Annotated in this window: 10 protein-coding genes; 6 read left to right on the forward strand and 4 right to left on the reverse strand. The window is 51.6% G+C overall.

Annotated elements, in window-relative coordinates:
• Positions 1-319 precede the first annotated feature (319 nt).
• Entirely contained in the window at positions 320-520 is a 201-nt protein-coding gene (locus JRI89_13605) for a cold shock domain-containing protein (GenBank protein ID MBW2072275.1), read from the forward strand.
• A gap of 173 nt (positions 521-693) precedes the next feature.
• The gene (locus JRI89_13610; GenBank protein ID MBW2072276.1) at positions 694-1,833 is read left to right on the forward strand and encodes a nitronate monooxygenase; all 1,140 of its coding nucleotides are present in this window, start codon (positions 694-696) and stop codon (positions 1,831-1,833) included.
• Between the two features lie 579 nt (positions 1,834-2,412).
• On the opposite strand, the gene JRI89_13615 is transcribed toward JRI89_13610, so the two are convergent.
• Complete coding sequence (locus JRI89_13615; protein MBW2072277.1) at positions 2,413-3,621, reverse strand: leucine-rich repeat domain-containing protein; 1,209 nt, start codon at positions 3,619-3,621, stop codon at positions 2,413-2,415.
• Positions 3,622-4,135: 514 nt separating this feature from the next.
• Here JRI89_13615 and JRI89_13620 point away from each other — a divergent pair.
• The 3 genes from JRI89_13620 (at position 4,136) to JRI89_13630 (ending at position 8,312) form a co-directional block, all read left to right on the forward strand.
• Positions 4,136-4,408: a hypothetical protein gene (locus tag JRI89_13620; protein ID MBW2072278.1), complete on the forward strand. Its 273-nt coding sequence runs from the start codon at positions 4,136-4,138 to the stop codon at positions 4,406-4,408.
• A gap of 450 nt (positions 4,409-4,858) precedes the next feature.
• Positions 4,859-5,911, forward strand: coding sequence for a VWA domain-containing protein (locus tag JRI89_13625; GenBank protein MBW2072279.1), 1,053 nt, complete (start codon positions 4,859-4,861; stop codon positions 5,909-5,911).
• A gap of 34 nt (positions 5,912-5,945) precedes the next feature.
• Positions 5,946-8,312, forward strand: coding sequence for a hypothetical protein (locus tag JRI89_13630; protein ID MBW2072280.1), 2,367 nt, complete (start codon positions 5,946-5,948; stop codon positions 8,310-8,312).
• 89 nt (positions 8,313-8,401) lie between these two features.
• On the opposite strand, the gene JRI89_13635 is transcribed toward JRI89_13630, so the two are convergent.
• From JRI89_13635 to JRI89_13645, 3 genes are all read right to left on the reverse strand, one after another.
• Positions 8,402-9,187, reverse strand: a complete 786-nt coding sequence (locus tag JRI89_13635) for an OmpA family protein (GenBank protein ID MBW2072281.1) — start codon at positions 9,185-9,187, stop codon at positions 8,402-8,404.
• Between the two features lie 445 nt (positions 9,188-9,632).
• A complete protein-coding gene (locus JRI89_13640) occupies positions 9,633-10,697 on the reverse strand; it encodes a leucine-rich repeat domain-containing protein (protein MBW2072282.1) in 1,065 nt (354 codons plus the stop codon).
• Between the two features lie 534 nt (positions 10,698-11,231).
• A complete protein-coding gene (locus JRI89_13645; GenBank protein MBW2072283.1) occupies positions 11,232-12,296 on the reverse strand; it encodes a PilZ domain-containing protein in 1,065 nt (354 codons plus the stop codon).
• 428 nt (positions 12,297-12,724) lie between these two features.
• On the opposite strand from JRI89_13645, the gene JRI89_13650 reads away from it, so the two are divergent.
• Positions 12,725-14,215, forward strand: a 1,491-nt coding sequence (locus JRI89_13650) for a molybdopterin-dependent oxidoreductase (protein ID MBW2072284.1), incomplete at its 3' end; no start/stop codon positions are given.

The following is a 14,215-nucleotide window of genomic DNA, read 5'->3' on the forward strand; positions in this document are numbered from 1 at the left end:
ATTATACTGTCATAATGCTGCCTTGAGTGTCAACGTTTCGATAATGACGGACCCGGGACCACATTCCTGACGAGCCGCTGCTGCCAGCAGGCAAGGTCTGAGGGCCTTTCGAGGCTGAGATTATCTTACTGTGTGATTTACCATTTTTTATTTACACAAATAGTTTGACTTCCCTGAAGCGGTGTGCTAGGGTTCAATTACTCAACAAAGGGCTCCCCTTATTGGGGAGCCGGTTTCGTTCTGGAGGAAGTTCCATTTAACAAAAGTGGCAGCCTCGGATTTGGAACCATGAGAATTTTCGTGAAAGGAGGGTGTCACTATGCCTGATGGAACTGTCAAGTGGTTCAACGACCGCAAAGGGTACGGCTTCATTGAGCAGGAAGATGGTCCGGACGTATTTGTTCACCATTCGGGGATCAATGCTATCGGATTCAAGAGTCTCAATGAAGGCGACAGGGTAAGCTTCGAAGTAGAGCAGGGCAACAAGGGTCCTGCCGCAACGAACGTCACCAAGATCTAATCAGTAACTTGCCTATCGTGGGCATCTTGCCTGATGAGGCGAGATGCCCTTTCCGTTTGTTCTGGGTTGAATCTAATCACATAATGGTAGTATAGTAGTGTTGAGCGTCGAAAAAGGTAATGAAAGCCGCTGAACAGCGCTGTTGTTTTTGTCTCGATTCCAAGAGAAGAGCTATGCCACTTCCCGCACTGAAAATAGGAAATATAGTCGCCAGGATTCCCATAATCCAGGGTGGTATGGGTGTGGGCATCTCCCTGTCCGGCCTGGCCTCGGCCGTTGCTGAAGAGGGTGGCATCGGGGTTATCGCCACTGCAATGATTGGCATGAATGAGCCTGATATATATGCCAATCCCCTGCGAGCCAATATCCGCGCCCTGAAAAGAGAGATCCGGAAGGCGAGGGAGATGACCAGAGGCATCCTCGGCGTCAACATAATGGTAGCCCTGACTAACTTTGCTGACATGGTCAAGACTTCGATTGAAGAGGGAATCGACCTCATATTCTCTGGAGCCGGGCTGCCCCTGGATCTACCGGGGTATTTGAAGAACATGGCCGCCACCAAGCTGGTGCCCATAGTCTCTTCTGCTCGGGCGGCCAGAATAATCTGCAAGAAGTGGCGGGCAAAATTCGATTGTCTGCCGGATGCCCTGGTGGTTGAGGGGCCCAAGGCCGGCGGCCATCTCGGCTTCAAGCCCGAACAGCTGGAAGACCCACACTTCGCTCTGGAAAATCTGGTGCCAGAAGTCATCGAGGCGGTAAAGCCATTTGAGGAAAAGTACCACAGGGCCATCCCGGTAATTGCAGCAGGGGGCATTTACACCGGGGCTGATATTTGCAAGTTCTTGCGGATGGGTGCTGCAGGGGTGCAGATGGGAACCCGTTTTGTTGCCACCCATGAGTGTGATGCGGACCAGAGATTCAAACAGGCATACATTGAAGCAAGAGAGGAGGACCTGGTGGTTATCAACAGCCCGGTAGGGCTCCCTGGTCGGGCGATTCGCAATGAATTCATCACCGAGGTAGAGCGGGGGAAAACGAAACCCTTCAAATGCCCCTATCAATGCCTCACCACCTGTGACTACAAGAAAAGCCCGTACTGTATTGCCTTTGCCCTGATGAGCGCCAAGAAAGGCAATTTGAAGCACGGCTTTGCCTTTGCCGGCCAGAACGCCTACCGCGTGGAAAAAATCACTTCGGTCAAGGAGTTGATCAGCTCCCTGCTGCAAGAGTACGAAACCGCGGCTGCCCAGGAGAACAGTACTGCCTCAGAATCTACCCACCAGTTGACTCGCATAGTGCAACCTTCTTCTTGAGTATTACTCGGCTACGGCTACGGTTACGAGGCCCGTTTCGGCTGGCGGCCACGGCTTTCGGTTGATCTTGTTCTCCGATACTCAAGCTAATGACAACAGCCATCCTGGTGAGACGGCAGGAATGTCTGCTCGGGGGCTTCGGCTCGCCCAGAGCTGCCAGGCCTCTTTCAGCTGTAGTTCAATCTAACACGTTGCCATGCTCCGCTCACCGATACCGGCCTCGTAACCGTGGCCGTCTACCGAGGCTGAACAACGCAGGCTAAAGCCTGCGGCCACCGACATATTGCTCTGCCGTGTACCAATAACTCATAACTGAATGATCGCAAATAGTAGGCTGCAGTGGGCTGTTATTCGATCGCCCCTGGAGAAGCGCTCCTACAGTGAATGATTCGCTGCAGTTGTCCAAGCAAAGCATTTGAGAATCTTTCCTGACTCTCTATATCAAGCCGTGCACCATGTACCGTACACCCTGGGCCGCTCTTTATGACTCGCAACCCGTAGCTCGCAACTCGCAACAGGCCAGCTGCAGCTCCCATATCCGCACTCACTTCACATTCCCTTGAATGGGCCGACACCGCCCTACTCCAACACCTCCATTAGCACTGGGGTCACTATAGCAAAAGGCGGGGTTTGATAACTCTGCCAATCACCCCAGGTCTGCTTTGTGTTGAGAAAAGTGCGCAGGGAATCATCCCTTGTAAAAAGATGGTTCCAGCGCAGATCCAGCTGACCATCCACCAGATTCGCGAGATCTGCCATTTCTGCCGGGATGCGGCTCATAAGCTCGTTCGATTGCAAATAGAGCCCTCGAAGCTCCGAAAGCTTCCCCAATTGGTGTGGGATTGGTCCTCTTAGCTGGTTATAGGCCAGATCAAGGTAGAGAAGATTACTCAGATCCCCAAGCGCTGCTGGAATACTGCCGGTAAGCTGATTCCTGGAGAGATAAAGGTACTGAAGACTGTTCAGATTGCCCAGCGCGGCTGGAATGCTGCCAGCAAGCTGGTTATTAGATAGAGAAAGGTCCTGCAGATTGCTGAGATCCCCCAATGATGCTGGGATGCCGCCGGTAAGCTGGTTGTTAGACAATAATAAATATTGCAGTTTGCTGAGCTTCCCCAGTTCTGCTGGAATACTATCAGTAAGTTGGTTATTAAATAGATTAAAGTAGAGAAGATTGCCGAGATCTCCCAATGATGCTGGAATGCTGCCGGTAAGTTGATTATCGGCTAGATGAAGATACTGAAGATTGCTTAGGTGGCCAAGCTCTGCTGGAATGTTACCTATAAGCTGATTATTGTCTAGATAAAGGTACAGCAGACTGCTGAGGTCTCCCAGTTCTGCTGGAATGCTGCCAGCAAGCTGGTTATCGTATAGATAAAGGTAATAAAGTTTGCTCAGATTCCCAAGCGTGGCTGGAATGCTGCCAGTAAGCTGGTTACTGTTTAGATAAAGGTACAGAAGATTACTCAGATCGCCAAGCTCGGCAGGCAGCGTACCCGCCAGGTTGTTGTCACCAAGTGCTATCTCCGTTACCGCGTCACCGCCGCCACTGCTGCCAACGTGCAGCCCGTACCAGCTTCCTTCCGTGCCGGGCAGGGCGAAGCCGTCTGCTGCCAGGGGCGGCTCTTTCCAGCCGCTGTTGTCAGTCCAATTGTCGCCATCGGTGCTGTTGTACAGGGCGATGAGGGCCGCACGCTCCGCAGCCGGTATAGCAGCCCACACCCGAGGCACGACAGCCAATAAACTCGCAACCACGCCAACCAGTGCAAAATAGAGACACTTCTTCATAGAACTCTCCTTTCGCCTGCACTCTGGCCAATGGCTCCATGAAAAGAAAGGCCTGCTAATCTAGATACATACCACCCTTCACATTGGAGGGCGGCAAAATCTCTCAAAAATGGTGGACAAGCCGATTTACAGAAAAGTGTCCTGATACTGTCACAGGGCTGCGATTCCTGTCAAGCAGAGAGTTGACGGTGCTCGCGCCATTCCTTTTAGCGGCAAGATGCCGCTCCCACAGATTCATCGGGGAGTACGCATTTACCAGCAGGCAGCTGAAGGCATCGTCTACATAAGTCACTCCCGATGATAGCCGATCACCTTTCCTGCATACCGCAGCGCAGGCTAAAGCTCGCGGCCACCATTATACTGGTCTACTGTTTATCAAATGTTTGCGCAGCTTTTCTGATTCACAATTCCAAGCCGTACACCCTGTACCATCCACCCTGTACCCGTGATAACCGGACAAGCAGGCACTCACCTTGCATAATCCAGCTAAACAAATCGAAGAAGAGAGGGTCTTATGAAGCTGATAGACATAGTTCGGCAGGGTGCTCTGGAAAAGATGAGCAACTCCAAAATTCGCCATTTCATAGAGCTGTCAAAACTGAGTGATGCCAAGCTGTTGTATTGCCTCTCCTTTCAGGAGACGACAGCTGCAGAAGCTCAATCTCCCCTGGAGCCAAAGTCTCAGTCCAGCCACAATCAACCAGAACAGGAGGCGGAGCAGCAGCCTGAAACTTGCCATCCTCCAAATGTATTCCGCAAACCGCCCCTTCTTTTTCGTAACTTTTAGTATACTCTTGATTCACCGCGATAGGCACATGTATACACATGTGAAACATGGACGGAAACCAGTCCTGGCCCCATTTTCCTCAGGAAGATGAAGGAGTGAGGTCAAGTTGCACGGCATATGAGCGGAAAGGAAAATCATTTTCTAGAAAACTAGAGGCAAATTAAAGCAACATTATCTTATAAAAGAAAGTTAGTATAGTATGATAGTTAGAAAAAGTATTCTAGAAGTATAGATAGAAAATATTTTATTGGCATATATATTGCTCATTGTCTAACATGCTCTGGATATCATGTTGTAACCTAAATAGTGGGGGAGAAAATGCAGAAGAAATGCATATCTTTTATTGTTATCTTAGTGTTAGCTTGTGCATCTTATTTTGATGGTAGAGCTAATGCTACAGACTACTCGCCTAATGTTCATTGGGTATTTGTCATTGACACTAGCGGAAGCATGAAATTAAAAGGAAAATTAGATTTACTTCATGAGATTACCACAAAACTGGATCAGGAATTTCTAGACACACGCAAAAATATTCTCAGAACAGGCGATCGAATCTCCCTTATTTCCTTTGACGAACAGGCCAGGCTCGAAGCTACCTCTCTATATCAGACGGAAAGCGACCTTGCACTCATCCGTGACAAATTGCAAGCACTAAACAAGAGAAGTGGCTCTCTGACCTTTATATCGGAAGCAATAGTCAAGGCTGTTGATGTAGTCAACAAATATGACAAGTTTTTTCCGACAAATGCGCTCTATGTTTTTACAGACGGCAAGTCAGAGCCCTACTCTCCCCGATGGCCCAGGAAGAAAATTCAGCAGAGAAAAAAAAGAGATGCAGAGAACTTCCGCAAGATCGCCCTTGCCGGCAGAAATAAGGGCCTCAACGTCTGGGTGGGTGTGTTGAAATGGGCTGCTTTTAAAGATGCCAGGTCACTGGTGGGCAGTATGGGCAAGACCGGGCACCTGGTGGATCTCACCGATTTCAGTCGGCTGTCGCTCGAGAAAGCCTTGCAGGATTTTGCTCGCAGTGTGCGCGCTTATGTCAAGGTTCCTGCCCTGGAAACCGTCAACCTGGGTACCATCCCTTTCAAGGCCGACTCCCTTTACGAGAAGACCATCTCCCTGCCTTTGATTACTGACAAGATAGAAAAGGCCCCACCAATCACCGGGGTGGTAAAATTCGAACCCGACAATCCCAGTGCCGTCAGCAGTAAAGGCCTCATCCAGGTGAAGACTACTGAAGACAGGCTGGTGTTGGATTTCAGGATCGCCAACAGCGCAGCATTGAAGGCCGGGCGCTATAAGGGCAAGGTCAAACTGATGCCCGTCGGCAACAGCTACGGCGCAGTCCTTATTGAACCATCTCAGTTTGAAGTCAGGTTCAAGAAATCGGGCGCCTTCTCGTACTATGCCTCGAGAGCAGCTTTGCTGTTTCTGTTCTGTTCTCTGGTTCTTCTCTATCTGACCAGCAAGATAAAAAGAAAAATTCCTTTGAAAGTATAATAAGTTATCTTGTAGAGGAAAGGAGAATGCCGCTATGTTGAAAAACTTGGTGTCAGTAACAAGCAAATTCTATGAAGACCAGGCCCTCATTTTTCTCACCTTTGGAGGCTTTGGTAGATATGTACTCTATCTTCTCTACGAAGAATTTAAACGACTGCAAATACCGGAAGACAAGGTGCGTTTTCTTGCCTTCGACACAGAGCAGCCCCACAGGGATCGCCTGGATCTCCAACGCGAAGCAGAGTACCTCATACATCTGGATCACTTTGACGGCGACATTTACGTGGAAAACGAGGAAAACCGCGACTTAAAAAAGGCCGTGCGACACATTCCCCTAAATCTCCTCTGCGACATTGAAGCAGGCTGCAAGGGAGTACCGGCAGTCGGCTTCGTTGCCTTCCACAAGTATGACGACCTGGTGATCACCAGAGAGGCCTTGCGCCTCATAGACGAGGTGAGGGCAAAGAATCCAGGCAAGAAGATCAAACTGATCATCATTTCCGGCATGGGGGGATCGGTCAGCAATGGCATGACGATCCCCTTCCTATATCGTGTGCGGGAGCGACTGCGAGAGAAGAAGATTCGCGTGGAAGTCTTTCTGGCAACTTCGGAAGGGTATCTGGGGCTGCAGAATATCCAGGAAGAGAGCGTGGAGAGGAACTGCGTGGCCTCGGCCATGCTGTGGGAATATGCCATCGCTGGCAGAAACGGCCTGGTCTATCCTGGCAAGGACGGCGTCAGAGACAGAAAGATGTTTGACGGCCGCATCGCCCACAGAGTCTACATCTTCTCTGGTGGAGCCGCTGAGACCTCCCTGAAGTATCAGGCCATCGCCTCTACCATTGCCACCTGCATCTCTACCTTGGAGCTCACCAAAGTGGGCAGCTACCTGGACGGCGACCGGGTAAACTATTCTGCCCACATCCTGGAGAGGGAATGGCGGGGACACGACGGCGGCTCTCACCCCACAGCCCTGCTCACCATGAATGTGGCCGGTCTGAAGGCGGACTGCCTGCCGCAGGTGTTTCACTGCTATTCGGCGAAACGTTTTCTCCAGGAGGTGACAAAGCCCCTCTCCGACAACGAAACAGAAAAGATCAAAGGAGCAGCAATTTCTGCTTTTGTGGAAAGCAACCTGAATGAAGACGAGCTCCTGCAGAAATTCAGCAGGGAGCTGCCCACCCTGACGCGTGACACCATAAACAGGGCATCAGTTTCCGAGGAGAACGTCTATCAGTTTCTGCGCGAGAAGGTCGACGAACTCCAGGAAGACTTTCAGCAGGCATCGGAGGCCAGCAAGAGGGACGGCGAGGTGCAAGAGTTCATTGACAGAGTTGCCGCCAGTTTTTCTGCCAGGGCAGAGGAAATCGTCACCGCCAAAGACAACTATCTACGCGGCGGTCTGCTCTATTATGAAAAGCTGGCCTCCCTGCTGGATGAAAAGATCAGCCGGGTCTCCACCAGCATCTCGCGGCTGGAAGCCGAGCTCTTCGAAGGAACCAGCAATCAAGAACTGGAAAATCTCCTTGAAAAACTGGCCGTTGTTACCCGAAAGAAAAAAGGCATTGGCGACATTGTAGTCAGAATCGGCGACTCGCCCACAATTACTCTCATCAATCAGATCATAGATACCGCAGGCAAATTGCAGAGCCAGCGAAGCGAAAAGCAGAAGCATCTCTTGCTGCACCGCATATATGACTCTCTGGGCAGATTTGTCCGGGAGCGGCAAGAGATTCTCAAGAGCACCATCTACAGGTGCACCCGCATGGCCGCCGAACTGGAGCGGGAGGCAGAAAAGATCAAGAGGATAGGCCGGAGCGCCTTCACTTACCAGAAGGAAGATTTCGACGCCCTCATGGAGCACTTCACCAGGATACTCACGAGCGAGCTGGATACTGTTCCCACCTTGCAGATTCTCGCCAGTCTGGGACTGCCGCTCTCAGGGGGTGAGGACTTTGACGAGCAAGCTTATCTGCAGAAGCTGTTGGCACTCACCAGACCCGATCTGGAACAACTGACGGAGTGTGTGGATGAATTTTTTGTAAATGATCCAAGGGTCTACGATTATATTAAAATGATGCTGCAGCAGTTTTTCATGACCTTGAAGCTGGACCGCGACAGGTTTCCCACGCTGGAAACGAGCCAGTGTTCCTTCGTACTCTGCACCAAAAAAATGTACGACCGCTACCGGGACGATCTCTTCGAAGGCTACTGCCACATCGAGACCGACAACCCTTTCAATGTGCTCCTCACCAGGCATGAAGAGGGTTTTCCCTTTGCAGCCATCAGTTATCTGCACCGGATAAACAAGGAATTTCGGGAACTCAAGGCTCACGGCAAAGCCGCCTTCGGCCATATAATGGCTGACCTGGACGAAAAGCTGCCGGCTCTGGATTGCTGACGTTCCAAGCGTCTGATCACACTAATAGGGGGTTTGGGCTTCCATCCCAGATGGATGCCCAACCCCCGTACAATTCCACCTGCTTCACCTCATTGCTGAAGCTGCCGGGTTGGCGTCAGAATGATCTCGATGCGCCGATTCTGGTGGCGGCCTTCTGCAGTGTCGTTGGAAGCCACCGGCCGGTAGTAGCTGTAGCCGCAGGCCGCCAGCCGCTCAGGGCCAACACCGCCCTCATCCTGGAGAAAGCGCGCCACAGCTGTGGCCCTTGCTGCCGAAAGCTCCCAGTTGGTAGCATACCTGTCCCGCAGGCCAGGCCCAATGGGCACATTGTCCGTGTGGCCCTGGATGACGATGTCCTGGTCTTTTTCCTTGTTCAAAAACTTGCTCACAGCGAGCAGCGCCTCTTTGCCCCTCTGGTTGATGGCCACGCTGCCTGTATTGAAAAGTATCTTGTCCACAAAGGTGACCTTGAGTTTGCCTTCCAGTTCCTCGATCTTTACCTCTTTGGCCTCAATTTGTGCTTTCATGGTGGCCTCGAGAGCCTTCCTATTCTGAAAAGCCTTTTTGATGACCCGCGCCTGCTGCTCTATCGTGGACTCCTTCTCGGCAAGCTCGTATTTTACTCTCTCGAGCTCTTGCGACAGCTCATCAGTCCTGTCCTGAAGGTTTGCATATTTCGCCTGCAGGGCAGAGAGCTCTTCCGAACACTGGGCCTGACTCTTCTCCAGTCTAGCCACTTTGTATTTTTCTCTCTGCAACTGGTTGCGCTGAGCAAGCACATCTCCTTCAAGTTCCAGATACTTCGATTTAGGAACACAGCCAAAGAGCAGTCCAACAAGCACAGGGCACACAAACAGGAGCCGCATCCTTGCCATGGCTTTCCTCCTTTTCCTGTTCTCTCACTGTTCGATTCCCCACCGTCTGCGCGTGTGTAATGGTACATGGTACATGCTTCATGGTGCAAGGATGAATATAGGTGGGTACGGAGACCCCCCCACGGATCTGTGGACATAGGGTTGGAGCTGCTCTTGGCCTCTGTTGTCATTTTTTTCGGATCACATCAGGGCCAACGCAGTCTAAAGCCTGCGGCTACCGACCTTTTGCCGTGCCATTTACCAATAACCGATAACTGGCAATGGAATGGTCGCCAATGACAGGCTGCAGACACCTGTTATTGGATCGCGCTTAGAGAAGCGCTCTTACAGTGAAGAGATTTGCTGAACTTGTTCAGGCGAATCATGTGGGCGACTTTCCTGGCACTCGCTTCCAAGCCGTGCGCCGTGCATCCTCGTTTATTATTGCCCAACTTCGCACCTACATCTATTCTAGCAACATCAACATCGGGGTTATTATGGTAAAGGGCGGGGTTTGATAACTCTCCCAATCGCTATCCAGCTGCTTCGAGGTAAGAAAGCCCCGCAGGGCATCATCCCTCGTAAAAAGATGATTCCAGCGGAGATCAAGGCCAAAGTCATCCTCCAAGCTGGAAAGATTGGCCAGGCTCTCCGGTATGCGGCCCATAAGCTCGTTCGAGTCTAGTATGAGCCTCTGTAGTACTAGAAGCTTTCCCAGTTCAGGGGGAATAGGTCCCCTTAGCTTGTTACTGGACAGATAAAGCCTTTGAAGGTTGTCGAGTTTGCCTAGGGCGGCCGGAATGCATCCCTCTAGCTGATTACTGCCTAGATCAAGCCTCTGAAGATTGCTGAGATGGCCCAGCGCGGCCGGAATGCTCCCATTTAACTGGTTATTGCCGAGATCTAGACGCTGGAGATTGCTGAGACTTCCCAATTCTGCTGGGATGCCCCCTTCTAGTTGATTATTTCGCAGATTTAGACGCTGAAGATTGCTGAGATGGCCCAATTCTGTTGGGATACCCCCCTCTAATTGATTAAAACCTAGACTGAGCCACCGAAGATCGGTGAGATTGCCCAATTCTGCTGGAATGTTCCCGGTTAATGCATTGTTGTATAGATCGAGTTCCTGAAGATGACTGAGGCTCCCAAGTTCGACAGGGATGTTTCCGCCCAATTGGTTGTTGTACAGCACAAGGTGTTCTAGCTTCTTGAGATTGCCTAGCAGAGCAGGCACCTTACCATCCAAGTTATTGTGGGACAAATCTATAGCTATCACCGTGGTATTGCCTGCGTCAACGTATATTCCATACCATCTGCCTTCCGTGCCCGGCAAGGCAAAACCGTCTGCTGCCAAGGGGGTATCCTTCCAGCCCTTGTTATCAGTCCAACTGTCACCATTAGTGCTTTCAAAAAGAGCAATGAGTGCTTCCCGCTGTATAGCAGGAATGCCAGCCCACACCCGGGGGGCTGCTACAACAACGCAGGCAACCACCAGCGCCAGCGCAACACAAAGATAGAGATACTTGTTCACACCTCTCTTCCTCCGTCCGCACATTGGTTAATGATTGTTTGATATAAAAAAGGTTTACCAATTACAAAAATCGCACCCCTCGTGCTGGTAGGTGGAAAATTGTATTTTGAGAGTGCTCAGATGCTGCAATTTGCTAAAAATTATTCTGACACAGGGAAGGTGACAGTGTCAAGGAAGAGGATGACAGGGCTTGAGGCTGGCGACCATTCAGATAGAGGTGGGAGCTAGTCGCTTACGGCAACGGCTACGATTCCAGTTTCGCGGTTCGGTTACGTCTGTCGGCTTTTTCGTTCGTGGCCGTAACCCTCTGCCAATACGGGCCTGGTAACCATGGCCCTCTGACGCTTCCTTTCGCGGCAGGATGCTGCTCCCACGGTTTCAGTACGCAGCTGCTGGTGTCATGCCCGAAAATTACTGTCGATGACAACCGCATAACCTGGCCTCCACACTGGGCAACGCAGGCTAAAGCCTGCGGCTGCCGAGATTTTGCCGTGCCGTCTACTGATAACTGACAACCGATAACTGACTATACACTCAGGCCAACTTCAACTCGCACGCCTTTTCGTGGATGAGCTGCGCCCTGCGCACTTTATCAAGATCTGTCCTGCTGTTTACTTCCGCCACGTAATCAGCAAACATCTCATACACATCTTTATGTTTTTCCCGAAGCTGCTCCGCCTCGATTTCTGCGGTTATTCTCTTTGTCATAAACTGCAGCGCTGCCTTCACCTTGTCCGAACTGAAAGCATGCATCTCGTCGGTAAGCTTCTGGCACACCTCAGCAAGGTGAGTCCAGGTCTCCTGCGGAAAGGTCACATCCGTCACCAGCACATCGTTTTCGTAATCGTGCTGCTGCTTCCAGTAGAGTTCCACTGACGGATACTTGTCTGGCTTTATCTTGATTTCTACGATTCGGCTTTCTGTCTCCATGTCCTCCATCTCCTTTCCATCCGCACTTGGCAACTCAACCAGGGGTGCAGCAGCCGCCTCCTCCTGCAAATGGCGGCCGACCAGAGTTGAGATCGTTTCCGTGCTTTCCTCGGATACCTCTATGAACCGGATGCCGGCGCCGTAGGTGAGAGTCTCGTCATCAAGGCAGTGAATGTTCGCCCGCACTACCTGGGCCTTGATTGTCAGGCCGAGTTCGAGAGGAGGCACGTTTATGAAGGTGACCATGAGCTCCTCAGTCAGCTTCATAGACTCCCCCCCGCAAATAAATGCTCCTGCAAGGCTGACGTCTTTGGTCTCTGCGGACATGTAGCCGCGAGAGCCCTTGATGATGAGAGGCAATTTGATCTGGGCCCGGGGGTGCCGTCTTTTTTCCTGCCCAACATGTTCAATAATCACCTTTCTGCGATCGCTGCCCTGTCTGCGATCCTTGCCGCTTCTCCTTTCCGGTCCGCAGTAGGCTGGATCCTGCTTCACCCTCCTGTCCTTCCAGAGGCGCCGTCTTTCACGGTGAGACCTTCTGTCCCAGCGGCCGCTGCGACGCTCTTTTCCTCCTCTGGCGAAATAGTCAGGATCAAAAGCACGACGACGATCGTACGGCGAGAATTTTATCCTGTCCGAGGGGGGCTTCGAAGCAATTTCCCTGGTCATTTTTTCATCCAAACAAGCCAGAGGGCTGAGCTTGCAAAGCGCTGCTCACAACCGATTACCCCTGGGTAGTAAGAAAGTTGCCGGGCATCTCTTCAGCCATTTAGCTCCTCATAATACACTAGCTTTCGTGCCGCCGCTAGATGCTTTCTTCGAAAGAATCGACTCGATCTGGCAGGCTGCTGGCCGCAATGGCCGCCATCGTGGTCATCAACAGCAAAACCTGGTTTTTGGGCGGTACAGAGACTGCCCCTGCGGACTTTCTCCAGGCAAATCGTATCTATTGAAAAACCGCTTTATTCAAGGTTGTTTGTTGCAAAAAGTGGTGGTTGCCTTCCCTTGTTTTTTTGGATATCTTTAAGCAATCATTTTGCTCAACCCGCCAATCTTGTTCCTGCTTTCCATATTCTTTACAGGGAGTCTATCGTAAGGTGGATCGTAGAACCTTCCTGAAAATCGCCGGGGCAGGCGGTCTTTCTCTTGCTGCAAACTGCACGTCTCAACCCGTGCAGCATCTCTACTCTCTGGTACAGGCGCCGGATGATCAGGTAACCGGCAAGGCTACCTGGTATGCCTCCACCTGCAGGGAATGTCCAGCCGGCTGCGGAATCCTGGCAAAGAATCGCGAGGCCAGAATCATCAAGCTGGAAGGCAACCCTCAACATCCCATAAACAGAGGAGCACTGTGCATGCGCGGCCAGGCTGCTCTTCAGGGAGTGTACAACCCTGACAGGCTGAAAAACCCCGTCATGCGCACAGAGCAGGGCTGGCGACCTCTGACCTTTGCCCAAGCCGAAGCTCTCATCAGGAGTAGAATCGAGAAAGCAGCCGCTGCACGGCAGGGCCGCCTGCGTCTGCTGACAGAAGTATGCGGTGACACTCTGCTGACTTTGATGACAGAGGCGCTGGCAAGGTGGAATTCTCCCCCCCCGGTGGTGTTCGAACCTTTTGCCTATGAATCTCTCAGGGCCGCCAACCGCCACATTTTCGGCCTCGAGGGCCTGCCCTCCTATCATCTCGACCAGGCAGACGTTCTGGTCTCCTTTGGGGCCGACTTTCTGGAAACCTGGCTTTCTCCTGTTGAATATGCCAGAAAACTTAAAAAGATGCACGGATTCGACCGGGTAGGCAAAGGTCTTTTTTACCAGGTCAGCCCATACCAGTCTCTCACCTGCGCCAATGCTGATGTCTGGCTGCGCTGCCGGCCAGGTACAGAACTCGATATCGCTCTTGCCATTCTCAGGGAAGCTCTGCGCAGCAGCAAGGGCATGGAACTCTCCAGAAAAGTCCGGGCCACAATGGAAAACATTTCCGCCCCTTATGAGAGGGACAGAGTGTGTGAACTCGCCGGAGTCCCCACAGAGCTGTTTGACAACATGCTCTTCAACCTCCTCAAGGCAAAGCGTCCCCTCGTCCTTGGCACCGGTGCCGGCGGCACTGCCGGCTCACACGGCATGCAGATCAATATGGCAGCAAACCTGCTCAACCTGCTCTTTGATCCTTACCTCACCCTTTTTGATTTCATCAACAGGCACAGGGTGGAGGTGGCAGCGAAACGTTCATCTGTAAACGCCTTCTTTGCAGAACTTGCCAGTGGTTCAGTAGAGCTGCTCTTTCTTCATCAGGTCAATCCTCTTTTCACCCTCCCTTCTTCAAAAGAACTGAGTGGGTTATTTAGGACCGGCTCGCTCTTTGTGGTGAGTTTCAGTAATTTCCTCGATGACACTAGCCAGCAGGCGGATCTGGTGGTCCCTGTGGCCATGCCTCTGGAAACCTGGGACGAATACAGCGGCAAAAGCGATCTCGTGTCAACGCTGCAGCCTGTCATGGGAAAAGTCACAGACGCTCCCCATGTGGGAGATCTGTTGTTGCGCACAGCTTTTGGACCCGAAAGACCTTTGCCGAACTACAAGGCCTATCTC

This window comes from Deltaproteobacteria bacterium, from assembly GCA_019309045.1.
In the GTDB taxonomy this organism is placed as follows: Bacteria; Desulfobacterota; Syntrophobacteria; order BM002; family BM002; genus JAFDGZ01.

Excerpts from the sequence above, each read along its gene's own strand:
- JRI89_13605 (MBW2072275.1), top strand. The coding sequence starts at position 320 with ATGCCTGATGGAACTGTCAAGTGGTTCAACGACCGCAAAGGGTACGGC.
- JRI89_13610 (MBW2072276.1), top strand. The coding sequence starts at position 694 with ATGCCACTTCCCGCACTGAAAATAGGAAATATAGTCGCCAGGATTCCC.
- JRI89_13615 (MBW2072277.1), bottom strand. The coding sequence starts at position 3,621 with ATGAAGAAGTGTCTCTATTTTGCACTGGTTGGCGTGGTTGCGAGTTTA.
- JRI89_13620 (MBW2072278.1), top strand. The coding sequence starts at position 4,136 with ATGAAGCTGATAGACATAGTTCGGCAGGGTGCTCTGGAAAAGATGAGC.
- JRI89_13625 (MBW2072279.1), top strand. The coding sequence starts at position 4,859 with ATGAAATTAAAAGGAAAATTAGATTTACTTCATGAGATTACCACAAAA.
- JRI89_13630 (MBW2072280.1), top strand. The coding sequence starts at position 5,946 with ATGTTGAAAAACTTGGTGTCAGTAACAAGCAAATTCTATGAAGACCAG.
- JRI89_13635 (MBW2072281.1), bottom strand. The coding sequence starts at position 9,187 with ATGGCAAGGATGCGGCTCCTGTTTGTGTGCCCTGTGCTTGTTGGACTG.
- JRI89_13645 (MBW2072283.1), bottom strand. The coding sequence starts at position 12,296 with ATGACCAGGGAAATTGCTTCGAAGCCCCCCTCGGACAGGATAAAATTC.